This window comes from Kitasatospora sp. NPDC058444, from assembly GCF_042721415.1.
In the GTDB taxonomy this organism is placed as follows: Bacteria; Actinomycetota; Actinomycetes; order Streptomycetales; family Streptomycetaceae; genus Kitasatospora.
In genome coordinates, this window is sequence record NZ_JBHXLL010000013.1 from 21,508 (window position 1) to 47,587 (window position 26,080).

At 76.3% G+C, this 26,080-nt stretch carries 11 protein-coding genes and 1 riboswitch; of the genes, 1 reads left to right on the forward strand and 10 read right to left on the reverse strand.

Annotation, left to right across the window (positions count from 1 at the left end; translation table 11 throughout):
• Positions 1 to 39 precede the first annotated feature (39 nt).
• A riboswitch (SAM riboswitch) is annotated at positions 40 to 182 on the reverse strand.
• A gap of 74 nt (positions 183 to 256) precedes the next feature.
• The gene (locus tag ACFWP2_RS16180) at positions 257 to 1,330 is read right to left on the reverse strand and encodes a hypothetical protein (RefSeq protein WP_380451499.1); all 1,074 of its coding nucleotides are present in this window, start codon (positions 1,328 to 1,330) and stop codon (positions 257 to 259) included.
• A 261-nt stretch (positions 1,331 to 1,591) separates the two neighbouring features.
• Between ACFWP2_RS16180 and ACFWP2_RS16185 the strand changes: the two genes are divergently transcribed.
• Positions 1,592 to 4,834: a BTAD domain-containing putative transcriptional regulator gene (locus tag ACFWP2_RS16185; RefSeq protein ID WP_380451501.1), complete on the forward strand. Its 3,243-nt coding sequence runs from the start codon at positions 1,592 to 1,594 to the stop codon at positions 4,832 to 4,834.
• Between the two features lie 95 nt (positions 4,835 to 4,929).
• Here ACFWP2_RS16185 and ACFWP2_RS16190 read toward each other — a convergent pair whose 3' ends face one another.
• The 9 genes from ACFWP2_RS16190 to ACFWP2_RS16230 form a co-directional block, all read right to left on the reverse strand.
• Positions 4,930 to 5,163 carry a hypothetical protein gene (locus ACFWP2_RS16190; protein ID WP_380451503.1) on the reverse strand — a complete coding sequence of 78 codons (234 nt, stop codon included), beginning with the start codon at positions 5,161 to 5,163 and terminating at the stop codon, positions 4,930 to 4,932.
• A 145-nt stretch (positions 5,164 to 5,308) separates the two neighbouring features.
• Entirely contained in the window at positions 5,309 to 6,148 is an 840-nt protein-coding gene (gene ddaH / locus ACFWP2_RS16195) for a dimethylargininase (RefSeq protein ID WP_380451505.1), read from the reverse strand.
• 67 nt (positions 6,149 to 6,215) lie between these two features.
• Entirely contained in the window at positions 6,216 to 7,511 is a 1,296-nt protein-coding gene (locus ACFWP2_RS16200; RefSeq protein WP_380451507.1) for an MFS transporter, read from the reverse strand.
• 6 nt (positions 7,512 to 7,517) lie between these two features.
• Positions 7,518 to 20,888 carry an amino acid adenylation domain-containing protein gene (locus ACFWP2_RS16205; protein ID WP_380451509.1) on the reverse strand — a complete coding sequence of 4,457 codons (13,371 nt, stop codon included), beginning with the start codon at positions 20,886 to 20,888 and terminating at the stop codon, positions 7,518 to 7,520.
• 71 nt (positions 20,889 to 20,959) lie between these two features.
• The gene (locus ACFWP2_RS16210; RefSeq protein WP_380451511.1) at positions 20,960 to 21,955 is read right to left on the reverse strand and encodes a TauD/TfdA family dioxygenase; all 996 of its coding nucleotides are present in this window, start codon (positions 21,953 to 21,955) and stop codon (positions 20,960 to 20,962) included.
• 8 nt (positions 21,956 to 21,963) lie between these two features.
• Positions 21,964 to 22,176, reverse strand: a complete 213-nt coding sequence (locus tag ACFWP2_RS16215) for an MbtH family protein (protein WP_380451513.1) — start codon at positions 22,174 to 22,176, stop codon at positions 21,964 to 21,966.
• 160 nt (positions 22,177 to 22,336) lie between these two features.
• Positions 22,337 to 23,521 (reverse strand): cytochrome P450, encoded by a 1,185-nt coding sequence (locus tag ACFWP2_RS16220; protein ID WP_380451516.1) that lies wholly within the window; start codon positions 23,519 to 23,521, stop codon positions 22,337 to 22,339.
• The gene (locus ACFWP2_RS16225) at positions 23,521 to 24,300 is read right to left on the reverse strand and encodes a thioesterase II family protein (RefSeq protein WP_380451518.1); all 780 of its coding nucleotides are present in this window, start codon (positions 24,298 to 24,300) and stop codon (positions 23,521 to 23,523) included. The genes ACFWP2_RS16220 and ACFWP2_RS16225 overlap by 1 nt, the downstream gene beginning before the upstream one ends.
• Positions 24,297 to 26,078: a non-ribosomal peptide synthetase gene (locus ACFWP2_RS16230; protein WP_380451520.1), complete on the reverse strand. Its 1,782-nt coding sequence runs from the start codon at positions 26,076 to 26,078 to the stop codon at positions 24,297 to 24,299. Before ACFWP2_RS16230 ends, ACFWP2_RS16225 begins: the two co-directional genes overlap by 4 nt.
• Positions 26,079 to 26,080: the final 2 nt, after the last annotated feature.

The window sequence follows — 26,080 nt, forward strand, 5'->3', positions numbered from 1 at the left end:
AAGCGCCCGGGCGAAGGACAGCACAGAGAGCACCGTGTCTCCTCATCTTTCCCGCGCCACAGTGGCGACAGGCCGGAGTTGGCACTGATCCCGTTCGGCACGGCGCGTACTTCGGACGCCGGGTCGGACGGGGAGTTGCCGGGGCTTCGTAGGGCCGGTCCCTCCACCCCTCTGGATGATTCGCCAGGAACGATACAAGACTCCCCGGGCCGGTCGGCAAGCCCCCCCACACCCGACCGCGGCCCGCGGGGACGGCTCAGCGGTGGCGCGGCTCCGTCAGACCGGTGCACGCGGCCCGGTCCGGGCGGCCGGGGGCGGTCGCGTCCCAGGAGCTCAGCGCGGCCAGGGCGGCGGCGCGCTCGGCGGCCGACGGCCGGGTGCCCTCGGGGCCGAGCAGGTAGTCGGCGACGGGGGTGAGCAGCAGCGTCGCGTCGCCGGCCGGGAGCAGTAACGCCTCGTCCCACTGGTGCCGGATGACGGTGCGGCGCAGCAGGGTGCCGTGGCGCGGGCGGGGCGGGCGGGCGGCGCCCCGGCGGCGCTGGAGTTCGGGGGCGACCTCGGCCTCCAGGACGGTGCGCACGTCCCGCAGGGTGCCGAGCGGCAGGTGCTCGGCGGCGAGGTCGAGCAGGGCGGCGGCCTCCGGGGCGAGCCGGTAGGCGGCGACCACGGCGGCGGTCTCGACGGGGTCGAAGGGCTGCCCGGCGAGCTGGGCCACGTCGATCACGTCGCCCGCGAGGAAGGCGCGGCCGAGCCCCTCCTCGGCGAGGGCGATCAGGCATTCCACGTGGTCGTCGGCGGCCAGGTAGGGGCGGACCGGGACGGTGGCGAGGTCGCCGGTGAGCGCGGCGGTCGCCACCCGCACCTGGTACCACGGGTCGAGCAGCGGGTCCTCGGCGGGCCAGCGCAGGGTGACGGCGGTGTGCCGGGGGCGCTCGCCGAGCAGGACGACCTCCACCGACTCCACCGGGTGATCGGTGACCAGCCGGTTGACGGCCTGCCAGAGCGAGGCCTCGGTGGGGCTGACCAGGCTGAGCTCGGCCAGCGGCCGGGGCAGGTCGGGCGGGTAGTAGCCGGCCAGGGGAAGGTCGCGGATCGGCCGGACGCCGGTGGCGTCGGCGAGGTCGCGGGCGACGCCCGCGTAACACTCGGCCCGGTCGCGGGCGCGCCGCAGCTCGGCCCGGGCGTGCCGGCCCATCCGCACGCCCTCCCGGTCGAGCGCGGCGAGCACCAGGTACGGCAGGTGGCGCTCGCCCCGGGCGCGGTGGAGCAGTTCGACCGGTCCGGCGACCGGGTCGACGTCGAGCAGCCGGTGGAGCAGGTCGGTGTTCATGGGCGTCCGCCTCCGAGGTCCGTGGTGGCCGCCCGGACGGCGGCCGGGCGACCGGGGACGTGGCGGGTCCGGCGGTGGGGGCCGGGCCGACCGCGGGCGCCGCACCACCGATTGTGCGGACGGCCGATCAACGCCGGATCACCACCGGTTCGACGATCTCTCGACATCCCGCAGGGTGCCATGGGTTGATAGGGGCTCATCAAATCGGGGGGCGGCACGTGCGCGGACGGGGGCGAGCACATGAGGCGGGCAGGTGCAGGCATGGACGATTTCCGGTTCTCGGTGCTGGGACTGATGCGGGCGCAGCGCGGCGCGACCGCGCTGAAGGTGGGCAGCCCCCAGCAGCAGGCGATGCTGGCGGTACTGCTGCTGCGGCCCGGACACGGCGCGAGCGCCACCGACCTGATCGACGCCCTGTGGGGTGAGGAGCCGCCGGGCACCGCGATGACGACGGTGCGCACCTACGCCTGGCGGTGGCGCAAGGTCCTGCACGGCGAGGAGCCGGACGCGCCGACCGTGCTGACCTCGGTCGGGGACGGCTACCGGCTGGTGCTGCCCAAGCACGCGGTGGACGCGGCGCAGGCGGAGGAGCTGGCGGCGCAGGCCGAGCGCACGGCGGCCGCCGGGGAGCCCCAGCAGGCGCGGGACCTGCTGAACCAGGCGCTGGAGCTGTGGCAGGGCGAGCCGCTGGCCGGCATCCCCGGCCCGTTCGCGCAGCGCCAGCGCCAGCGGCTCCAGGAGCTGCGGCTGACCCTGCTGGAGGAGCGGATCGCCCTGGACCTGGCGCTGGGCCGGCACTCCCGGTGCATCCCGGAGCTGACCGCGCTGACCACCGAGCACCCGCTGCACGAACGGGCGTACGGGCTGCTGATGCGCGCGCTGTACCAGGCCGGGCGGCAGGCGGACGCGCTGGCGGTGTTCCGCGGCGTGCGTCAGCTGTTCCTCGCCGAGCTCGGCGTGGCGCCCGGGGCGGAGCTGGACCTGCTGCACCAGCGGATCCTGGAGGGCGACCCGACGCTCGCCGCCCCGGCCCCGGCCGGCCCGCTGGTCTCCGGCTCGCCGGCCCCCGCCGCACCCGTGCCCGGCCCGGCGGAGCCGGCCGCGCCCGGGGCCGAGTCTCCGGAGCCGGCCGCCGGCCCCGCGCTCCCGGACGCGCCCGCCGCCCCGGCCGGGAGCACCGCACCGGCCCCCAGACCGGCCCAGCTCCCGCCCGACGCCGCCGACTTCACCGGCCGTACGGCGCTGGTGGAACGGCTGGGCGGGGCCCTCGGCGCGCCCGGACGGCAGGCGCTGGTGATCGCGACCGTGGTCGGCATGGGCGGGGTCGGCAAGACCGCGCTGGCCCTGCACATCGCCCACCGGGTGCGCGAGGCCTACCCGGACGGGCAGCTCTACGTCGACCTGCGGGGCGCCGACGCCACCCCGGCCGACCCGGAGGCGGTGCTCTGCGGCTTCCTGGTGGCGCTCGGCGTGCCGGCCGACGCGGTGCCGGACGGACTGGACGCCCGCTCGGCCCTGTTCCGCTCGGTGGTGGACGGCCGACGGCTGCTGCTGGTGCTCGACAACGTCCACGACACCGCGCAGATCAGACCGCTGCTGCCGGGCGCGGTCGGCTGCGCCGTGCTCACCACCAGCCGCACCCGGCTGTCCGGCCTGCCCGCGACCGTCCAGGCCGACCTCGGCGTCTTCGAACCCGAGGAGGCGCTCGAACTGCTGGGCCGCACCATCGGCGCCGAACGGCTGGCCGCCGAGGAGGAGGCCGCCCGGGAGCTGCTGCTGGTCTGCGGCCACCTCCCGCTCGCGGTGCGGATCGTGGCGGCCAGGCTGGCCGCCCGGCCGAGCTGGACGGTGCAGACGCTGGGCCGCCGGCTGGCCGTCGAGCGTCGGCGGATCGACGAGCTGCGCATCGGCGACCTGGAGGTGGCGGCCGCCTTCGAACTGAGCTACCGCCAGTTGACGTCCGCCCAGGCCCGGGCGTTCCGGCTGGCCGCCTCGGTGGACGGCCCGGACCTCGGGCTCCAGGCCGCGGCCGCCCTGCTGGACCTCGACGAGTACGACGCGGAGGACCTGCTGGAGGCCCTGGTGGACGTGGCGATGATGGAGTCGCCCTTCCCCGGCCGCTACCGCTTCCACGACCTGCTGCGCGCGTTCGCCCGGCGCCGTCCGGACGATCCCGGCGCGGCCGTGGCGGCCCGCGACCGGATGCTCGACCACCTGCTGGCCACCGCGTGCACGGCCTTCCAGCACGCCGTCCCCGGGGATCCGGCGGCCGGCGCGCTCGGGCCCGCGCGCAGTGCGGGCGTCGCGCTGGACGGCCCGGACGGGGCGCGGGCCTGGGCCGAGGCGGAGGGTTCCGGGGCGATCGCGCTGGCCGCGCAGGTGGCGGCCTGGACCGTCGCGGAGGACGCCGCCTGCGGCCCGGCGCCCGGGTCGGGCTCCCCGGCTGACGGCCCGGCGCCCGGGGCGGGCTCCCCGGCTGACGGCCCGGCGCCCGGGGCGGGCTCCCCGGCTGACGGCCCGGCGCCCGGGTCGGGGCCCGCGCCGCTGCGGGCCGCGATCGACCTGCTGATCGCGCTCACGCCGTTCGTCCTCGCCCCGCCCAGCCGTCAGCTGGCCACCACCGCGGAGGCGCTGGCCGCCGCCGCGGTCCACCGCGCCGACCACCGGGCAGCTGGCCGGGCGCACTTCCTCCGCGGCAACGTCGCCCTGGCCGCCACCCGGCTGGAGGAGGCCGAGGCGGCCTCCCGGCTGGCGGTGGCCGCCTCCCGCTCGGCCGGCGACACGGTGATCCTGCGCCAGGCGCTGAACGACCTCGGCCTGGTCTGCCAGTTCCTCAGCCGCTACGACGAGGCCGTCCGGCACTACGACGAGGCGCTGCTGCTGGCCCGCGAACTCGGCCACCGCTCCGGGGCGCTGGTGACGACGGTCAACGCCGCACTGGCCCGGGTGCGCAGCGGGCGGGCCGCCGAGGCGGTGCCGATCTGCCACGAGGCGCTGGCCGAACTGCGCACCCGGCACGACGATCCGGGCCGGGCGTACACGCTGTACGTGCTGGGGCTGGCGCTGCACGGGCTGGGGCGGCACGAGGAGGCGGTCACCTGGTTCGGCGAGTGCCTGGCGGTGGCGTCGGCGGCCGGTCTGCGGGCCCGGGCCGCGCACGCCCGCTACCGGATGGCGGACAGTCTGCGCTCGCTGGGCCGGACGGACGAGGCGCTGGAGCACGCCGGGCAGGCGCTGGAGCTGTGCGAGGAGCTGGGCGCCGAGCGGGACCAGGGCCACGCGCTGGTGGTGCTGGGGCGGACGCTGGCCGACCTCGGGCGGGAGGCCGAGGCGTGCGGCCGGCTGCGCGAGGCGCACCGGATCTTCGTCCGGCTGGGGCTGCCGGAGGCGGAGGAGGTGGCGGGGCTGTTGCCCCGGCCGGAGGCTGCGGCCGGGTCGGTTCCGTCGGCCGCGTCGGTTCCGGAGGAGTGGCGGGCCTCCGACCGGCTGTCGTCGGGCTGCTGAGGAATCGATCCTGCGCCCGGTTCCGGCCCGTTCAGGGGCCAGCGTGTTCAGGAACCGGCCCGTTCAGGGGCCGGCGTGTTCAGGAGCCGGCCGGCTCAGGAGCCGGTGCTGTTCCAGTCGCCGGTGCTGCCGTGCCCGGTGCTGGTCGGGGTCGGGGTGGGGGTGGCCGTCGGCGTCGCGTCGCCGCTCACCACCATCGCCGTCCCGGTGCCGGCCGTCTCCGCCACCGCGACCGTGGCGGAGAGGCCGGCGCCCAAGGCGACGACCACCCCGAGGCCGACCGTGAACAGCCGAAGGCGGGTGCGGGCGGTGGCCGGACGCTGCGTCATCTCTGGTGCTCCCTTGGCTCGCTTCCCCGGAGGGAAGGGGTTCCGTCGTGGTGTGGCACCAGTCTGGCCAGGAGCGGTCAACGGCCGATCTACAGCCGAGCACCGGTGATCACCACTGATCACCGGTGCCCGGCGGCGGCACGTCTCAGTCCACCGAACGGATCTCCAGGGTGCAGCACTTCACGCTGCCGCCGCCCTTGAGTAGCTCGCTGAGGTCCATCCCGATCGGCCGGAAGCCGCGCTCGCGCAGCCGCGCGGCCAGGCCCACGGCCGCCTCCGGCAGCACCACGTGCAGACCGTCGCTCACCGCGTTGAGGCCGAACACCGCCGCGTCCTCGGCGTCCACCAGCAGCGCGTCCGGGAACAGCCGGCGCAGGACGGCACGGCTGCCGGCCGAGAAGGCCCGGGGGTTGTACATGATCTCGTCGCCGTCGAGCACGGCGAGCGCGGTGTCCAGGTGGTAGTAGCGCGGGTCGACCAGCTCCAGGCCGATCACCGGCCGGCCGAAGAACTCCTGGGCCTCCGCGTGCCCGTCGGCCACGCTGCGGAAGCCCCGCCCGGCCAGCACGTAGCCGGCGGTCAGCAGCAGGTCCCCCTCGCCCTCGTTGACGTGCTCCGGGTCGAGCGTCTCGAAGCCCCGGGCGCGGAACCACTCCAGGTAGGCCGGGCCCTCCGCGGCCCGCTCGGCATTGCGGAAGCGCGCGCCGAGCACCTTGCCATCCACCACGGTGGCGCCGTTGGCCGCGTAGACCATGTCGGGCAGGCCGGGCAGCGGGTCGATCAGGTCGACCCGGTGGCCGAGCTCGCCGTAGAGGGCGTACAGCCGCTCCCACTGGGTGACGGCGAGGTCGGTGTCCACCGGCTTGGCGGGGTCCATCCAGGGGTTGATCGCGTAGCTGACCTCGAAGTGCGTGGGACGGCACATCAGGTAGCGGCGCGGGCGGGCGGTACGGGAGATCGGGGTCATCGGCGTCATCGGGGCCATCGGGGTCCTCCGGCGGGTGAGGGCGGGTCGGGAAGTCGGGTGGGGTGGGGCGGTCGGGCGGCGGGGGTCAGGCGGCGGGGGCCGACGGCCGGGTCGGGAAGTCGCGCAGGCCGCGCAGCGGGCTGGCCAGCAGCACCAGGCCGGCCGAGAGCAGCACGCCCGCCATCAGCCAGATGGTGCTGCGGGCGCCGATCACCTCGCCGAGCCAGCCGCCGAGCAGGGCGCCCACCGGGATCGCGCTGTAGTTGAGGGTCGCGGAGCTGGCCCGGATCCGGCCGATCAGCTCGGGCGGGCAGTAGGCCTGGGAGAAGCTGCCGGCCAGGACGTTGCCCGCCACCACACCGCAGACCGCGACCGCCCAGGCGAGCGCGCTGACCACCAGCGGCAGCCGCTCGCCCGCCAGCGGCAGCAGCAGGATGAAGGGCGCGACCACCAGCTCGCAGACCAGCAGGGCGCGCGCGGTGCCCAGCCGGCGGGCGATCCGCCCGGCCAGCATCGCGCCGGCCAGCCCGCCGACGCTCACCAGCGCGAACACCCCGCCCACCGCGCCCGGTTCGATCCCCACGCTGCGCACCAGGAAGACCGTCTGCACCGCCTGGATGCCGTTCAGGCCCAGGTTGCCGACCGCCGCGAAGCAGGCCAGCGTGCGCAGGTAGGGATCGCGCAGCAGGAAGCGGACGCCCTCGCCGATCTCGCGCGGGATGCCGCGCCGCTCGGACACCGGCGGGGGGCGTTCCTCCGTCCTGATCCGCCGCAGGCAGATCGCCGACACCAGGTAGGTGAGCGAGTCGGCGAGCATCCCGCTGGCGGCGCCGAAGGCCTGGGCGAGCAGACCGGCCGCGCCGGGGCCGGCGATCTCCGCCGCCGAGGCCCCGGAGCGCAGCTTGACGTTGGCCTCCAGCAGGTCGGCCCTGGCCACCAGGGTGGGCAGCACCGCTCCGTAGGCGGTGGAGAAGAACACCTTCACCGCCCCGGTCAGCAGGGCCACCACCACCAGCTGGGCGAGGGAGAGCGCCCCCAGCCAGGCGGCCACCGGGACGCTGCCGAACAGGAGGAGCAGCAGCAGGTCGCAGACCAGCATCACCCGCAGCCGGGGCCAGCGGTCCACCCAGGCGCCGGCCGGCAGGCCGAGGAACAGCCAGGGCAGCCAGGCGGCGGCGTTGACCACGCCCACCGCGAAGGGTCCGGCGCCCAGGGTGACCACGGCCACCAGGGACAGCGCCACGCTGCCGACGGCCGTGCCGAGGGTGCTGGTGGTCTCACCGATCCAGAGCCGGCGGAAGTCCCCCTGGGCCCACAGGCCCCACCGGCCGCGCGGCCGCTGCGGCGGCGCCGGTGACTCGATCGGGACGGTGGTGGTCATGGCGGGTCACGCTCCCGGCTTCTCGGAGTGGAGCTTCTCGGTGGGCAGCTTCTCGGTGGGCAGCTTCTCGGCCAGCACGGCGGCGATCCGGGCCAGGGGTTCCGGCCGGGTCAGCTCGCCGTGGGCGCAGTCCAGGCGGTGGCTCTCGATCCGGCCGTCCAGGTACGGCCGCCAGGCCCGCTCGTACGGCCAGTCGGCGGGCTTGCCGGTGGTCGCCCCGAAGAAGACGGCGTCGCCCCGGTAGCGGGTGGGCACGTGCTCGGCCATCAGCTTGCGGTGCCGGTCGAAGACCTCCGGCAGCACCGCCACCGCCTCCCCGAGCACGGCCCGCAGCTCGGTGAGGCCCCGGCCGTCCGCCGGGTCGTAGCCGAGCGAGTGCAGCAGCTCGGCGAGGGAGTCGGCGGTTTCGACGGGCGGGGCGTCACCGGCGCGCGGCGCCGCCGGGGCGCCGTCGAGCAGGGCCAGCAGGCCGACCTCGGCGCCCTCGGCCCGCAGCCGTACGGCCATCTCCTGGGCGACCACCGCGCCGAAGGACCACCCCAGCAGGTGGTACGGGCCGTCGGGGCGCACCGCGCGGATCTGCCGCACGTAGTCCTCGGCGATCTCGGCGACGCTCGCCGGCGCGTCGCCGCGCAGGCCCCGGGCCTGGAGGCCGTACACCGGCTGTTCGGGGCCGAGGTGGCGCAGCAGCCCGGAGTAGACCCAGCTGATGCCGGCCGCCGGGTGCACGCAGAACAGCGGGGCCCGCCCGCCGCCGGCGCGCAGCGGCAGCAGGACGTCCAGGGCGTCGGCCACCGGGCCGTGGTCGAGCCGTCGGGCGAGCCCGGCCACGGTGGGGGCCTCGAACAGCGCCCGCATGCCGGGGTCCACGCCGAGGGCGGTGCGGACCCTGGCGAGCAGCCTCATGGCGAGCAGGGAGTGGCCGCCGAGGTCGAAGAAGTCGTCGTCGATGCCGACGCCCGCCAGGCCGAGGGTCTCGGCGAACAGCGCGCACAGGAGCTCCTCGCGCGGCGTGCGGGCGGCGCGGCCGCCGGTGAGCTGCCCGAAGTCCGGTGCGGGCAGCGCCGTCCGGTCGAGCTTGCCGCTGCCGGTGAGCGGCAGCGCGGGCAGCGGGACGACGGCGGCGGGCAGCATGTAGCCGGGCAGGTGGCCGGCCGCGAAGGCGCGCAGGTCGGCGGGGTCGAGCGGGCCGTCGGTGACGACGTAGGCGACCAGGCGCAGCCCGTCCGCGTCGGGCAGGACGGCGGCGGCGCCCACCTCCGGGTGGAGCGTCAGCACGTGCTCGATCTCGCCGAGTTCGATCCGGAAGCCGCGGATCTTCACCTGGTGGTCGGTGCGGCCGAGGTACTCCACGCCGCCGTCGCGGGTGCGGCGGGCCAGGTCCCCGGTGCGGTACATCCTCACACCGGGCTCGAAGGGGCTGGCGACGAAGCGCTCCGCGGTCAGCCCGGGCCGGCCGAGGTAGCCGCGGGCCAGGCCCGGTCCGGCCAGGTACAGCTCCCCCGGCACGCCCGGCGGGACGGGGTTGAGGTGCTCGTCGAGGACGTACGCCCGCGCGCCGGCGATCGGGCCGCCGAGTCCGGGGCGCTCCGCCGCGCCGAGCGGCCGGCCGAGGGCGTACACGGTGGCCTCGGTCGGGCCGTACAGGTTGTAGGTGGTGCCGGGTGCCGCGCGCAGGCCCGTCCAGAGCTGCTGGCCGACGGCCTCCCCGCCCAGCACCAGGACGGCCGGTGCGGCGCCCTCCAGCAGGCCCTCGGCGAGGAGTTGCTCGGCGTAGGAGGGAGTGACGTCCATGACGCCGACGCCCTCCGCGCGCACGTACCGGACCAGGGCGGCCGGGTCGCGGCGCAGGTCGTCGCCGATCAGGTGCAGTTCGTGTCCGGCGAACAGCCAGAGCAGGCTCTCCAGCGATCCGTCGAAGCAGAGCGAGGCGGTGAGCGCGACGCGCAGTCGGCCGTGCGCGGCCTCGGCGGCGGCGATCGGCCCGGCGCGGTGGACGGCCAGCAGGGCGGCGAGGCTGCCGTGCTGGACGACCACGCCCTTGGGGCGGCCGGTGGAGCCGGAGGTGTAGATCAGGTAGGCGGCGTGGTCGGCCGAGGCCCGCGGGGCCGGGTCGGTGTCCGGGCCGGTGGCCTCGGCGAGGGCCAGGGCGGGGGCGCCGGCCAGTGCCTCGGGCGCGGGCCAGCCGTCGTCGGTGAGGACCAGGGCGGGGGCCGCGTCGGCGAGGGTGCGGGCGGTGCGGTCGGCCGGGTGGTCGGCGTCCAGCGGCAGGTAGGCGCCGCCGGCCTTGTGCACGGCGAGCATGGCGACCACCGTCTCCGCCGAGCGTGGCAGGGCGAGGGCGACCACGGACTCGGGGCCGATGCCCCGCCCGATCAGGTGGTGGGCGAGCCGGTTGGCGCGGACGTTCAGCTCGGCGAAGGTCAGCCGGGTGTCGCCGCAGACCAGCGCGACGGCCTCCGGGGTGCGGGCGGCCTGCGCCGCGAAGGCGGCCGGGACCAGCGGGAGTTCGGCCGGCAGGGCGGCGCCCGCCACCGGGAGCGCGGCGCGCTCCTCGGCCGACAGCAGCTCGACGCGGCCGATCGGCAGCTCGGGCCGGGCGGCCACCGCCGCCAGCAGCCGGCCGAAGCGGACGGCGATCGCCTCGACCGTCTCCCGGTCGAAGAGGTCGGTGGCGTAGTCGATCGCGCACTCCAGGCCGGCGGGCGCGCCGTCCGCGTCGAAGGACTCGCCGAGGCCCACGCTCAGGTCGAACTTGGCGACCGTCCCGGCGGAGGACTCCACGGAGGCGTCGAGGCCGGCCGCGGCGAGCGGCGCGGACCCGCCCCGGCCCTCCAGCAGCAGCGCCACCTGGAACAGCGGGTGGCGGGCCAGCGAGCGGGCCGGGTTCAGCTCCTCCACCAGGCGCTCGAAGGGCACGTCCTGGTGGGCGTGGGCGTCGAGTTGGGTCTCCCGGACGCGGGCCAGCAGCTCGGTGAAGCTGGGGTCGCCGGACGTGTCGGTGCGCAGCACCAGGGTGTTGACGAAGAAGCCGACCAGCTCGTCCAGCGCCTCGTCGGAGCGCCCGGCCACCACCGAGCCGATCGGGACGTCGGTGCCCGCACCGAGCCGGGTGAGCAGCGCGGCGAGGGCCGCCTGCACGGTCATGAACAGGGTGACCCGGTGGGCCCGGGAGAGCGCGACCAGCTCGCGGTGGAGTTCGGCGCCGTAGGGCACGACGACCCGGTCGCCGCGGTGCGAGGCGGCCGCGCGGCGCGGCCGGTCGACGGGCAGCGACAGCTCCTCGGGCAGGCCGGCCAGCGCCTCGCGCCAGTGGGCGAGTTGGCGGGCGAGCAGGCTCTCGCCGTCCTCCTCGTCGCCCAGCAGTTCGCGCTGCCAGAGCGCGTAGTCGGCGTACTGGACGGGCAGCGGCGCCCACTGCGGGGCCGTGCCGCCGGTGCGGGCCGCGTAGGCCGTGGCGAGGTCGCGCAGCAGCGGGCCCATCGACCAGCCGTCGCCGGCGATGTGGTGCAGGACGAGGGCGAACAGGTGCTCGCCGGGGCCGGCCGGGATGACGTGGGCGCGGACGGGGAGGTCGGCGGCCAGGTCGAAGGGGCGGGAGGTGCAGCCCGCCGGCTCGGTGCCGGGCGGCAGCAGCTCGACCCGGACGCGGGCCTGCCCGGCGGGCAGGATCCGCTGGTACGGGGAGCCGTCCTCCTCGCCGATCAGCGTGCGCAGGCTCTCGTGCCGGGCCACCACGTCGCCGAGGGCCAGTTCCAGCGCGGCGGTGTCCAACTCCCCTGCCACGCGCAGGACGAGCGGCAGGTTGTAGAGGGCGCTGGGGCCCTCCATCCGGTCGATCAGCCACAGCCGCTGCTGGGCGAAGGACAGCGGGATCCGCTCCGGGCGGGCACCTCCCGCGCTCAGCGCCGTCCGCCGCGCTCCGGCGTCCAGGCGGACGGCCAGGCGGGCGTCCAGCCCGGCGACGCTCGGCGCCTCGAAGACGTCCCGGATGCCCAACTCCGCACCCAGGACGGACCGCACCCGGCTGAGCAGCTTGGTGGCGAGCAGCGAGTGGCCGCCCAGGTCGAAGAAGTCGTCGTCGATGCCGACCGCGTCGAGGCCGAGCACCTCCGCGAACAGCCCGCAGAGGATCTCCTCCCGCGGGGTGCGCGCCGCACGGCCGGCCGAGAGCGCGCCGAAGTCCGGTGCGGGCAGCGCCCGGTGGTCGACCTTGCCGCTGCCCGTCAGCGGCAAGGTGTCGAGCAGGACGACGGCGGCCGGCACCATGTAGCCGGGCAGCGTCTCGGCGGCGAACCGCCGCAGCTCGACGGCGAGTTCGGGCGAATCCTGGCCCACGGTGCAGTGGGCGACCAGCCGCCGGTCGCCGGTGTCGCTCTCCCGGACGGTGACCACGGCCTGGCGGACGGCGGGGTGGCGGGCCAACACCTGCTCGATCTCGCCGAGTTCGACGCGGAAGCCACGGATCTTCACCTGGTGGTCGGTGCGGCCGAGGTACTCAACGCCGCCGTCGCGGGTGCGGCGGGCCAGGTCCCCGGTGCGGTACATCCTCACACCGGGCTCGAAGGGGCAGGCGACGAAGCGCTCCGCCGTCAGGCCCGGCCGCGCCAGGTAGCCACGGGCCAGGCCCGCCCCGGCCAGGTACAGCTCCCCCGGCACCCCGGCCGGAACGGGGTTGAGGCACTCGTCCAGGAGGTACGCCCGCACGCCGGCGATCGGGCCGCCGAGCCCGGGGCGCTCCACCACGTCGAACGGCTGGGTCAGCGCGTAGACGGTGGCCTCGGTCGGGCCGTAGAAGTTGTGGCCCGCGGTGTCGGGGTGCTCCCGCAGCCGCTGCCACAGCGCCTGGCCGACGGCCTCGCCGCCGAGCAGCAGCAGGCGCGGCGCGGGCGCCTCCAGCAGGCCCTCCTCGATCAGCTGCTCGGTGTAGGACGGGGTGAGGTGCAGGGCGTCGATGCCGGCGGCGGCCGTGTGGCGGACCAGGGCGGCCGGGTCGCGGCGCAGCTCGTCGCCGATCAGGTGCAGCTCGTGCCCGGCGAACATCCAGAGCACGGGCTCCAGGGAGGCGTCGAAGCAGAGCGAGGCGGTGAGTGCGATCCGCTGCCGGCCGTGGGCCTGCTCGGTGCCCCGGATCAGGGCGGCGCGGTGGGCGGCCAGTAGGGCGGCGACGGCGCCGTGCGGCACCACGACGCCCTTGGGGCGGCCGGTGGAGCCGGAGGTGTAGATGACGTAGGCGGCGTCGCCCGGGTCGAGGGCGCGCCATCCGAGCGCGGGCGCGCCGTGCTCGGCGGCCTCGGCGCTCTCGCCGTCCTCGGCGCCGTCCCACGGCGCGGCGACGTCCGACGGACCGGCACCGTCCGGCGGCGCGGCGACGTCCAGGGTGCGCAGGCCGGCCAGCACCTCGGGCAGCGGCCAGCGCCCGTCGGTGAGGGCGAGCGCCGGGCGGGCGTCGGCGAGCATGTGGGCGGTGCGCTCGGCCGGGTACTCGCCGTCCAGCGGCAGGTAGGCGCCGCCGGCCTTGTGCACGGCGAGCATGGCGACCACCGTCTCCGCCGAGCGCGGCAGGGCGAGGGCCACCACCGACTCCCGCCCGACGCCGGCGGCCAGCAGGCGGCGGGCGAGCCGCTCGGCGCGGGCGTCCAGCTCGGCGAAGGTCAGCCGGGTGTCGCCGCAGACCAGCGCGACGGCCTCCGGGGTGCGGGCGGCCTGGGCCGCGAAGGCGGCGGGCAGCAGCGGGACTTCGGCCGGCAGGGCGGCGCCCGCCGCCGGGAGGGCCTCGCGCTCCTCGGCCGACAGCAGCTCGACGCGGCCGATCGGCAGCTCGGGCCGGGCGGCCACCGCCGCCAGAAGCCGCGCGAACCGGACGGCGACGGCCTCGACCGTCTCCCGGTCGAAGAGGTCGGTGGCGTAGTCGAGGGCGCAGTCGATCCCGGCGGGCTCGCCGTCGGGGCCGAAGGACTCCTCGGCGATCAGGCTGAGGTCGAACTTGGCGGAGCCGGTGCCCGCCGCGAGCGGCTCGACGCTCAGGCCCGCCGTGGCCGGATCGGCCTGCTCGTTGCTCTGGAGCACCAGCATCACCTGGAACAGCGGGTGGCGGGCCAGCGAGCGGGCCGGCCTGAGCTCCTCCACCAGGCGCTCGAAGGGCACGTCCTGATGGGCGTAGGCGGCGAGGGCGGTCTCCCGGGAGCGGCCGAGCAGGTCGGCGAAGCTCGGGTTGCCGGACGTGTCGGTGCGCAGCACCAGGGTGTTGACGAAGAAGCCGACGAGCTCGTCCAGCGCCTCGTCGGAGCGCCCGGCCACCACCGAGCCGATCGGGACGTCGGTGCCCGCGCCGAGGCGGGTGAGCAGCGCGGCGAGGGCCGCCTGCACGGTCATGAACAGGGTGACCCGGTGGGCTCGGGAGAGCGCGACCAGCTCGCGGTGGCACTCGGCGTCCAGGGTGAGCGCCACCCGGTCGCCGCGGTGGGAGGCGACGGGCGGGCGGGGGCGGTCCAGCGGCAGCGTCGCCTCGTCCGGGAGGTCCGCCAACATCTCGCGCCAGTGGGCGAGTTGGCGGGACGCCAGGCTCTCCGGGTCGGCCTCCTCGCCGAGCAGTTCGCGCTGCCAGAGCGCGTAGTCGGCGTACTGGACGGGCAGCGGCTCCCAGTCGGGGGCGGCGCCCTCGGCGCGGGCCGCGTAGGCGGAGCCGAGGTCGCGGACCAGCGGGCCGAGGGACCAGCCGTCGCTGGCGATGTGGTGCAGCGCCAGGACGAGTACGTGCTCCTCCGCCGACACCCTCAGCAGGGTGGCACGGACGGGGAGTTCGGTGCGCAGGTCGAAGGCGTGGCGGCAGAGTGCGGCGACGGTGGCGGCCACCTCGTCGGCGGGGCGGTCCAGGGTGGGGAGCGGGAGGACGGCCTCCTCGGCGGGCAGCACGCGCTGATACGGGGTGCCGTCCTCCTCGGCGATCAGCGTGCGCAGGCTCTCGTGCCGGGCCAGCACGTCGCCGAGCGCCGACTCCAGTGCGGCGGCGTCCAGTCGGCCCGTCAGGCGCAGCGCCAGCGGCGCGTTGTAGAGGGCGCTGGGGCCTTCCATCCGGTCGATCAGCCAGAGCCGCTGCTGGGCGAAGGAGAGCGGCACCCGGGCCGGGCGCGTCCCTGCCGCGCTCAGTGCCGGGCGCTGCGCACCGGCGTCCAGGCGGGCGGCCAGCCCGGCCACGTTCGGCGTCTCGAAGACGTCCCGGATGCCCAGTTCGGCGCCGAGCGCGGACCGCACCCGGCTGAGCAGCTTGGTGGCGAGCAGCGAGTGGCCGCCCAGGTCGAAGAAGTCGTCGTCGATGCCGACGGCGTCGAGGCCGAGCACCTCCGCGAACAGCCCGCGGAGGATCTCCTCCCGCGGGGTGCGCGCCGCACGGCCGGCGGAGAGCGCGCCGAAGTCGGGGGCCGGGAGGGCGGACCGGTCCAGCTTGCCGTTGGCGTTCAGCGGCAGCGCGTCCAGCGGCACGATCGCGGCCGGCAGCATGTAGCCGGGCAGCGTCCGGGCGGCGGTGGCGCGCGCCTCGGCCGGGTCGAGCGGGCCGTCGGTGACCACGTAGGCGACCAGGCGCAGCCCGTCCGCGTCGGGAAGGACGGCGGCCTGGAGCACCCGCGGGTGGGCGGTCAGGGCGCGCTCGATCTCGCCGAGTTCGACGCGGAAGCCGCGGATCTTCACCTGGTGGTCGGTGCGGCCGAGGTACTCCAGCTCCCCGTCGCGGGTGCGGCGGGCCAGGTCCCCGGTGCGGTACATCCTCCCGTTGGGCTCGAAGGGGCAGGCGACGAAGCGCTCCGCCGTCAGGCCCGGACGGCCGAGGTAGCCGCGGGCCAGTCCGGCCCCGGCCAGGTACAGCTCCCCCGGCACCCCGGCCGGGACGGGGTTGAGGTACTCGTCGAGGAGGTACGCCCGGGTGCCGGCGACGGTGCGTCCGAGGACGGGCCGCCCGGTGGCCTCCAGCGGGTGGGTCAGGGCGTCGACGGTGCACTCCGTCGGGCCGTACAGGTTGTGGGCGGCGGTGCCCGGCGCCTCGCGCAGCCGGGTCCAGAGCGCCTGGCCGACGGCCTCGCCGCCGAGCAGCACCAGGGCGGGCGCGGGCTCCTCCAGCAGGCCCTCCTCGATCAGCTGCTCGGCGTAGGAGGGCGTCACCTCCAGGACGCCGATGCCGTGCTCGTGCACGTGGTTGACCAGGGCGCGGGCGTCGCGCCGCACGTCGCCGCCGATCAGGTGCAGCTCGTGGCCGGCGACCAGCCAGAGCAGGCCGTCCCAGGAGGCGTCGAAGCAGAGCGAGGCGGTGAGCGCGACCCGCTGCCGGGGGACGTCGGCCATCACCCCGGTGCGGTGGGCGGCCAGCAGCGCGGCGATGCCGCCGTGCGGGACCACGACGCCCTTGGGGCGGCCGGTGGAGCCGGAGGTGAAGATGACGTAGGCGGCGTCGTCCGCCGTGGCACGCGGGGCCGGGTCGGTCCGCGGACCGTCCGTGCCGTCGGCGACGTCCAGGGTGCGCAGCCCGTCGAGCACCTCGGGCAGCGGCCAGCGCTCGTCGGTGAGCACCAGCGCCGGGCTCGCCTGCGCCAGCGTGTCGGTGGTGCGGTCGGCCGGGTACTCGGCGTCCAGCGGCAGGTAGGCGCCGCCGGCCTTGAGCACCGCGAGGATGGCGACCACCGTCTCCGCCGAGCGCGGCAGCGCGAGGGCCACCACCTGCTCGGGGCCGATGCCCGCGGCGATCAGCCGGTGCGCGAGTCCGTTCGCCCGGGCGTTCACCTGCGCGTACGTCAGGCTGAGTCCGCCGCAGACCAGGGCCACGGCCGCGGGCGTCCGAGCGGCCTGCGCCTCGAAGGCGGCCGGCACCAGCGGCACCGGCTCGGGCAGCGGGGTGGGGGCGATCGCGGCCCCGGCCCGCTCCTCGGCGGGCAGCACGGCCAGCTCGGCGACCGACCGTCCGGGGTCGACCGTGATCTGACGCAGGATCAGTTCGAGTGCGGTGGCCAGCTGTTCGGCGCTCTCGCGGTCGAACAGGTCGGTGGCGTACTCCAGGACGCCGGCCAGCCCCGCGGTGGCGCCGTCGGCGCCCTGCCGCTCGACCAGGCGCAGGGTGAGGTCGAAGGTGGCCGTGCCGAAGTCGACCGGCTCCTCCGTCACCGTCACGCCGGGCAGGTCCGGGCCGTCCTCGGCGGCGCCCGCGAAGGCCAGCATCACCTGGAACAGGGGGTGGCAGGCGGTCGAGCGGGTCGGGTTCAGCTCCTCCACCAGGCGCTCGAAGGGCACGTCCTGGTGGGCGTGGGCGGCCAGGTCGGTCTCCCGGATCCTGGCCAGCAGCTCGGTGAAGCTCGGGCGGCCGGAGAGGTCGGTGCGCAGCACCAGGGTGTTGGCGAAGAAGCCGACCAGCTCCTGCACGGCCTCGTCGAGGCGGCCGGCCAGCGGGGTGCCGATGGGCAGGTCGGTGCCCGCGCCGAAGCGGTGCAGCAGGGTGGCGTACGCGGCCCGCAGCACCATGAAGAGGGTCACGCCGTGCTCGGCGGCGAGCGCGGCGAGCCGGGTGTGCAGCTCGGCGTCGAACTCCAGCGGGACGACCGCGCCGCGGTGGGTGGCGACCGGCGGGCGGGGGCGGTCCAGCGGCAGCGGGAGTTCCTCCGGCGCGCCGGCCAGCGCCTCGCGCCAGTGGGCGAGTTGGCGGGCCGCCAGGCTCTCCGGGTCGGCCTCGTCGCCGAGCAGTTCGTGCTGCCAGAGCGCGTAGTCGGCGTACTGGACGGGCAGCGGCTCCCACCGCGGGGCCGCGCCGCCGAGGCGGGCCCGGTAGGCGTCGGTGAGGTCGCGGTAGAGCGGGCCCAGCGAGGCGCCGTCCCCGGCGATGTGGTGGACGACCAGGACCAGCACGTGCTCCTCGGGCCCCTCGGGCCGCAGGTAGGCGTGGACCGGGAGGTCGCCGGCGAGGTCGAAGGTGTGGCCGGCGAGTTCGTCGGTCGGGCGGTCGGTGACGGTGAGCAGGCCGGTGCCGGGGGCGTCGAGGACGCGCTGGTACGGGGTGCCGTCGTGCTCGCCGAAGACGGTGCGCAGCGCCTCGTGCCGGTGGACGACGTCGCCGAGGGCGGCCTCCAGGGCGGCGGGGTCCAGCGGGCCGCGCAGCCGCAGCGCGAGGGTGACGTTGTAGGTGGCCGAGGGGCCGTCGGCCTGGGCGAGGAACCAGAGGCGGCGCTGGGCGAAGGAGAGCGGCACCCGCTCGGGCCGCACGGCGGGGCGCAGGGCCGGACGGGCCCCGGCGACGCGGTCGGCGAGCCGGTCGGCGAGCCCGGCGACGGTGGGCGTCTGGAAGAGGTCGCCGATGGCGAGTTCGACGCCGAGTTCGGTGCGGGCCCTGCCGACCAGGCGGGTGGCGAGCAGGGAGTGGCCGCCGAGGGCGAAGAAGTCGTCGTCGATGGTGATGTCGTCGATGCCGAGGAGGTCGCCGAAGAGCTCGCAGAGCACCCGTTCGCGCTCGTCGCGCGGGGCGCGCCCGGTGTCGTCGGCGGCGAGGTCGGGGGCGGGCAGGGCGCGGCGGTCGACCTTGCCGTTGGCGTTCAGCGGCAGCGCGTCCAGCAGGACGACCACGGCGGGGACCATGTAGCCGGGCAGCACGGTGCCGGCGAAGGAGCGCAGTTCGGCGGGGGTGAGCGAGGCCTCGGCGGTGCAGTAGGCGACCAGCCGGGTGTCGCCGGGGCGGTCCTCGCGGGCGATCACGATGACCTGGCGCACGGCGGGGTGGCGGGACAGGGCCGCCTCGATCTCGCCGAGCTCGATCCGGAAGCCGCGCAGCTTGACCTGGCCGTCGATCCGGCCGAGGAACTCCACGGCGCCGTCGGCGCGCAGCCGCACGAGGTCCCCGGTGCGGTACATCCGCTCGCCGGGCGCGTACGGGCAGGCGACGAAGCGCTCGGCGGTCAGGCCGGGCCGGCCCAGGTAGCCGCGGGCCAGGCCCGCGCCGGCCAGGTACAGCTCACCGGGGACGCCGGGCGGGACGGGGCGCAGCCGGGCGTCGAGGACGTGGCTGCGCATGTTGTCCATCGGGCCGCCGATCGGCACCCGGGGGCCGGCGAGGTCGGCGGGGGCGAGCGGGTGGTGGGTGGCGAAGGTGGTGGTCTCGGTGGGCCCGTAGACGTGGGCGAGCAGCAGCTCGGGGCAGGCCTCCAGGACGCGGCGCATCAGCACCCCGGAGGCGGCCTCGCCGCCGGTGCAGACCACGCGCAGGGCGGCGAAGGTCTCCGGGGCCTGCTCGGCGACGAGGTCGAACAGGGCCTTGGTGAGGAAGACGGCGGTGACGTCGTGGCGGGTGGTGACGGCGTGCAGGGCGGTGGCGTCGAGGGCGCCGGGCGGGGCGACCACGACGGTGCCGCCGGCCAGCAGCGGCGTCCAGATCTCGTAGGTGGCGGCGTCGAAGGCGTGCGGGGAGTGCAGCAGGACGCGCTGGTGGCGGCCGTCCCGCCAGCGCCGGTCGGCGGCGAGGTCGAGCACGTCGCGGTGGCGCACGGCGACGCCCTTGGGGCGCCCGGTGGAGCCGGAGGTGTACATCGCGTAGGCGAGCTGGTCCGGGTGGACGGGCACGCCGGGGCGGTGGGCGGGGGCGGCGGCCTCGTCGCCGGGGCGGACCACGGCGGCGCCGTGCGGGAAGCCCGGGTCGGTGCGGTCGGTGAGCAGCACGGGGGCGCCGGTGTCGGCGAGCACGCCGGTCATCCGCTCGGGCGGCAGGCCGGGGTGCATCGGGACGTAGCAGCCGCCGGCCTTGACGACGGCCAGGGTGGCGACGACGACCTCGGCGGAGCGCTCCATCAGCATCGCGACGGGGGTCTCGGGGCCGACGCCGAGGGCGGTGAGGTGGTGGGCGAGCCGGTTGGCGCGGGTGTCGAGTTCGGCGTAGCTGAGGGTGCCGCCGTCGTGGACGAGGGCGGCGGCGTGCGGAGTGCGGTCGGCCTGGCGCTCGAAGGACTCGGCGAGGGTGCCGGTCCACCGCGGGGCGTCGGTGGCGTTCCACTCGACGAGCAGGCGGGTGCGCTCCTCGGGGGCGAGGACGTCGAGGGTGGCGATGGGGGCGTGCGGGTCGGCGGCGGCGCCGGCCAGCAGCCGGCCGAGCCGGTCGGCCAGGGCGGTGACGGTGGCGCGGTCGTAGAGGTCGGCGGCGTACTCGATCGAGCCGGTGAGTCCGGCGGGGGCGCCGTCCGGGCCGTGCTGTTCGGCGATGCCGATGTTGAGGTCGAACTTGGCGACCCGCAGGCCGATCGGTTCCGGGGCGGACTCCAGACCGGGCAGGTCGAGTTCGGCGTCCTGCCCGTGGTTCTGGAGCACCAGGAGGGTCTGGAAGAGCGGGTGGCGGCCGAGCGCGCGGGGCGGGTTGAGCTCCTCGACGAGGCGCTCGAAGGGGAGGTCCTGGTGGGCGAAGGCGTCGAGCTGGGCCTCCCGGACCCGGCCGAGCAGCTCGGCGAAGCTCGGGTCGCCGGACGTGTCGGCGCGCAGCACCAGGGAGTTGACGAAGAAGCCGACCAGGTCGTCCAGGGCCTCGTCGGCGCGTCCGGCGACGCCGGTGCCGAGCGGGATGTCGGTGCCGGCGCCGAGCCGGGTGAACAGGGCGGCCAGGCCGGCCTGGAGGACGGTGAACAGCGTGGTGCGGTGGGTGCGGGCGAGGGCGAGCAGGGCGGTGTGCAGGCCGGCGTCCCAGGCGAGGTCGACGGAGTCGGCGGCGCCGGTGGGGGCGGGCGGTCGGGGTCGGTCGGTCGGCAGCTCCAGTTCCTCCGGCAGCGCGGCCAGTGCGGTGCGCCAGTGGGCGAGTTGACGGGCGAGCAGGCTCTCGGGGTCCTGTTCGTCGCCGAGCAGGTCGCGCTGCCACAGCGCGTAGTCGGCGTACTGGATCGGCAGCGGTTCCCAGTCGGGGGCGCGGCCGGTGAGCCGGGCCCGGTAGGCCTCGGCGAGGTCGCGCAGCAGGGGGCCGAGCGACCAGCCGTCGCCGGCGATGTGGTGGAGCACGACGAGCAGCACGTGCTCGGTCGGGGAGAGGGTGAACACCGTGACCCGGATGGGCAGTTCGCGGCTGAGGTCGAAGGTCTCGGCGGCCGCGGCGTCCCGGCGGGCCGGGTAGTCGTCCGGTGCGCAGTCCACGGCCAGGAAGCGCGGGAGCGCCTCCTCGGCCGGCAGGATCCGCTGCACCGGGACTCCCCCGGCCACCGGGAACACCGTGCGCAGAGCCTCGTGCCGGGCGACCACGTCCGCCGTCGCGGCGCGCAGCGCGGCGGTGTCGAGCCCGCCGCGCAGGCGCAGGGCGAACGGCAGGTTGTACAGCGCGGTCGGCCCCTCGATCTGGTCGATCAGCCAGAGCCGTTGTTGGGCGTACGAAACCGGGATCACGGTGCTTCCTCTACTCGGGTCTGCTCAGCTCACGGCACGGGCTGTTCGGGGGGCGGGCGCGTCGGGCGGCGTCAGGCGACGGCCAGGGTGGGCCGGACGCTGGGCCGGCAGTCCAGGACGTCGACGGGCTGCCCCATGGAGACGGCGATCCTGCGCTCGCCGCGGTACGGGTCCCGGCCGTGGGCGCAGAGCACGTTGTCGACCAGCATCACGTCGCCGACCTGCCAGCGCTCGCGCACGGTCGCGGCGTGGTACGCCTCGTTGAGGGCGTCGACGTCGGCGCGCTCCAGCGGTTCGCCGTCACCGAACCCGGTGTTGAACGGGAGGCCGTCCGGGCCGAACTCGTCGGTCATCGCCTCGCGGATGTCCGGGTCGAGCGACCACTCGTTCCAGAAGGCGAGGTGGTTGAACCAGACCTCCTCGCCGGTCGCCGGGTGGCGGATGGTGCCGGGGCGCAGCTGGCCGGTGCGCAGGTTGCCGTCCGCCAGCCACTCCCAGGTGATGCCGTTCTCCCGGCAGTAGGCCTCGACCTCGGCGCGGTCCTCGGTGGCGAAGGCGGTGCGCCAGCCGAGGGAGACGTAGTCCGAGTAGGTGCGGGTGAGGGTCCAGCCGGAGGCCCGCATCCGCTCGACCAGGTGCGCGGGCAGCCGGTCGAGGACCTGGCGGCAGTCGGCGGTGGGGGTGGCCCCGCCCTCCTCGGGGGCGGTCAGGCAGGCGAAGAGCAGCCGGCCGGGGAAGGTCAGGGTGTAGCTGTTCTCGTTGTGCATCCGGATCGGCAGGGCCGACGGCAGGTCGGTGGAGGAGAAGACGCCGTTGCCGTAGTCGCTGCGCGGGGTGGCCTTCTCCCGGTACGGGGTGCGCTCCGGGATGAGGACGTCGCGCACGGCCGCGACGTCCTCGGTGCTCGCGACCGGCAGGCCGCGCAGGAAGATCGTGCCGTGCCGGTGCAGGGCTTCGGTGAGCGCGCTCTCGTTCTCGCGCAGCCACTCGCAGGCCTCGCCGATGCCGGCGGTGCGCGGCGCGTGGGCGAGGGCCGGGCGGCCGGGGTTCAGTTCCCAGGTCGGCATGGCGGCGGTCACCGGTCGGCGAGGGCGGCGACCAGGCTGGCGGGCCTGATGTCGGTCCAGTTGGCCTCGATGTGGTCGAGGCAGCCCTGGCGGGTGTCCTCGCCGTGGACGGTGGTCCAGCCGGCCGGCACGTCGATCCAGACCGGCCACAGCGAGTGCTGGTTCTCGTCGTTGACCAGCACCAGGTAGCCGGCGTTGTCGTCCTCGAACGGGTTGCTCATGGGGTCGCTCCTCGGGTTGCTTCGCTCGGGTTGCTTCGCTCGGGTTGCCGCGAAGGTCTCGGGTTGCTTCGAAGGTAGGGGCGGGCCGCGCGGCGCAAGGGCAGGAGTCGCGGCAGGAACGCGGCAGTTGGGGCCCTGCCGGAGCGCGGGGCGGGCCGGCTCAGCGCGGGGTGAGGCGGACCGGGAAGCGGTCCAGGCCGAAGTTGATGATCGAGCGGTTGTGGGTGACCGGCCCGGTCGGCTCGATGGTGTCGACGCGCTCCAGCATCGCCGTGAACAGGCCGCCGAGTTCGGCCTTGGCGAGCGGCGCGCCGACGCAGTAGTGGGCGCCGAGGCCGAGTGCGAGGTGCTTGTTGGGGGCGCGGTCGAGCAGGATCTCCTCGGGCCGTTCGAAGGCCTCCGGGTCCCGGTTGGCGGACCAGACCCAGACCGCGACCCGGTCGCCGCGCCGGATGGTGCGGCCGTCCAGCTCGGTGTCCCGGCTCGCGGTGCGCAGGGTGTGCAGCCCGACCGAGGTCCAGCGCAGCAGTTCGTCCAGGGCCGAGTCCATGCCGACCTCGCCCCGCTGCAACTGCCGCCACAGGTCGGGGCGTTGGACGAGGGTGTACAGGCCCATGGCGGCCGTGTGGCGGACGGTCTGGACACCGCCGACCACGATGTTGTCCAGGTTGAGGACGACGTCCTCGATCGGCAGCAGCTTCCCGCCGACCCGGTAGGTGGCCATCATGCTGATCAGGTCGTCACGCGGGTCGCCGCGCCGCAGCATCACCTGGTGCAGCAGGTACGGGATGAGCTGCTGGTGGCCGGCCCGGCGCTCCTCGGGGGTGCGGCCGAGGAAGGCGACGTCGCAGACCCGGACGACCATGTCGCGGTCCGCCTCGGGGACGTCCAGCAGGTCGCACATGACGGACAGCGGCAGCGCGGAGACGGCGTCGACGAGGTCCACCTCGCCCTGTTCGACGGCCTGCTCGACGATCGAGGCGGCGAGTTCGGCGATGCCCCGGGAGGCTCCGCGCACGGCGCCGGGCGAGAAGAACGGGTTGGCGGGGGCGCGGAGTTCGCGGTGCCGGGGCGGGTCGGTGAGGGCCATCATCCGGCCGGAGCCGACCGGGACGTTGCCCTCGCCCGCGCCGAGCAGCGAGCCCTGCTCGGAGCTGTAGACGGCGGCGTTGCGCAGCACCTCGGCGGAGTGCCGGTAGGAGAGCACCGACCAGACCGGTCCGTCGTCGACGGTGTCGGTGAGGTGGACGGCGGACTCCCGGCGCAGCTCGGCGACCAGTGCGGGGGTTTCCGGGCGGGCCCACAGGTCGGGATCGGTGAGGTCGACCGCGGTGGTGGTAGGCATCAGTGCTCCGTCGTGGGCTGGGGGGCGGCGCCGGGCCGCGCGATGAGGGAGGAGAGCAGGTCGACGGGGCCGGGCCCGTCGACGGTGGCGAGCAGGTGGCCGCCGGGGACGACGTGGTGGCCGGAGCCGCCGCGGGTGTGGGCGGCCCAGCCTTCGATGCCTCCGACGGCGAGGAGCGGGTCCTCGACGCCGACGACGGTGTGCAGGGCGGAGCCGATCGGCGGGTGGGGCCGGGGCCGGTAGGTGTCGACCACGGCCAGGTCGGTGCGGATGCCGCGCAGCGCGTGCTCCTTCAGGTCGGCGTCGCCCTCGACGAGTTCGCCCATCCCGGCCAGCCGCAGCAGGTCGTCGGCGGTGTACCGGGGTCGGTCGGCCCCGGCCCAGGCGGCGGGCGGCGAGGCGGAGGCGGCGACGACCAGTTCGGGCCGCCGCTCGGCGGGCAGCGCCCGGGCGACCTCGTAGCCGAGGAGGGCGCCGAAGCTCTGCCCGTAGAAGCCGAACCGCCCGGTCAGGTGCGGGCCGATGGCCTCCAGGACGGCGTCGACCAGCAGGTCGAAGCTCGCCGGCATCGGGTGGCCGAGCCGGCCGCCGCGGGCCGGCGGGCGCAGCGCCCAGACCTCGGCGGCCGGGGCGAGGGCGCGGGCGAGCGGGGTGTAGGCGGTGGCGTCTCCCCCGGCGTGCGGGAAGCAGAACAGCCGGTACGGGCGGTGCGGTTGGGGGGCGGGGACGAACAGCCAGTCCCCTTCGACGCGGGGCCGCACCCGCAGCGCGGTGGTCATGCGCCGGCCGCCCGGGCGCGGGCGGTCAGGGCGGGCCGGGGGGCGGCGGTGCCGGCCGCGACGGCCCGCTCGACGGTGGCGGTGAAGGCGGCCAGGTCGGCCGAGTCGAGCAGGTGGCGCAGCTGGAGTTCGATGCCGAGCCGGCGGCGCAGCAGGTGGACGACGCGCAGCGCGGCGATCGAGTGGCCGCCGAGCGAGAAGAAGTCGTCGGTGGGCCGGACGCCGGTGACGCCGAGCACGGTGCTCCAGACCTCGGCGACCTGTCCGGTCAGTCCGCCGTCGCCCGCCGGTGCTCCCTCCTCGGGGGCGGCGGGGGCGGGCAGCGCCGCCAGGTCGACCTTGCCGTTCGGGGTGAGCGGCAGGGCGTCCAGCACGGTGATCACCGAGGGCACCAGGTGGGCGGGGACGGTGGCGCGCAGCCGCTCGGTCAGCTCGGCGGCGGTGACGGCGCCGGTGACGTACCCGGCCAGGCGCCGGTCGCCGGGGGCGGGTTCGTGGACGGTGACGGCGGCGGCCTGGACGCCCGCCAGCCGGGCCAGGGCGTGCTCGACCTCGCCGAGTTCGATCCGGTAGCCGCGCAGCTTGACCTGGCGGTCCACCCGGCCGGCGTACTCCAGTCGGCCGCCCTCGCCGCGCCGGGCCTGGTCGCCGGTGCGGTACATCCGCTCCCCCGTGGCGGCCGGGTCGGCGACGAAGCGTTCGGCGGTCAGCGCGGCCCGGCCGAGGTAGCCGTGGGCGAGGCCGGGCCCGGCCAGGTACAGCTCGCCGACGACGCCGTCCGGGACGGGGGCGAGCTTCTCGTCCAGCAGGTGCAGGCGCACGCCGGGCAGCGGTTCGCCCAGGTGCGGCCCGGGGCCGCTGATCGGCGCGGTGACGGCGTCGACGGTGCACTCGGTGGGCCCGTACAGGTTGAGCGCGTCGATGCCGCCGTCGGCCAGCTCCCGCCAGGTGCGCTCGGGGACGGGCTCGCCGCCCATGAACAGCCGGGGCACCCGGGCACCGGCCAGCGGCTCGCGCAGCAGCTCCCAGTGCGAGGGGGTCAGGTCGAGGTCGGTGACGGCGTGCTCGGCCAGCAGGGCGGCGACCTCGGCCGGGTCGGCGCGGTGCTCGTCGCCGATGACCAGGACGGTGTCGCCGCGGCAGATCCGGGCCCACTGCTGGACGGAGGCGTCGAAGGAGACGCTGGCGTTCCAGCCGACCACGCCGGGCTCGGCGCGGTAGGCGCCGGTGGCCTCCAGGGCCTCGACCAGGGCGGCGACGGCGCCGCGCGGCACCTCGACGCCCTTGGGGCGGCCGGTGGAGCCGGAGGTGTAGATGACGTAGGCCGGGTCGAGCGGGTGGGCCCCGACCGGAAGCTCCGGCAGCTCGGTCCCCTCGGCGGCGGCGTCCGGGCGCAGCACCGGCACGCCCTCGGCGGCGGGGAGGCCGTCGGCGCTGATCAGGGCGGCCAGCCGGGCGTCGGCGGCCATGAAGGCGAGCCGCTCGGCGGGGTAGGCCGGGTCGAGCGGGACGTAGGCGGCGCCGGCCCGCCAGACGGCGAGCAGGGCGACCGGCAGGTCCGCGGTGCGGGCGAGGTGGACGCCGACCCGGTCACCGCGGCCGATGCCGCGCTCGCGCAGGGCGCGGGCCAGGGCGGCGGTGCGGCGGTCGAGTTCGGCGAAGTCCAGGCGGTCGGCGCCGGCCTTCCCGGCACCGGCCTTCCCGGCGGGGGCCAGGACGGCGGTGCGCTCGGGGTGGGCGGCGACGGTGGCGCGCAGGCGGTCCAGGAGATCGGTCATGA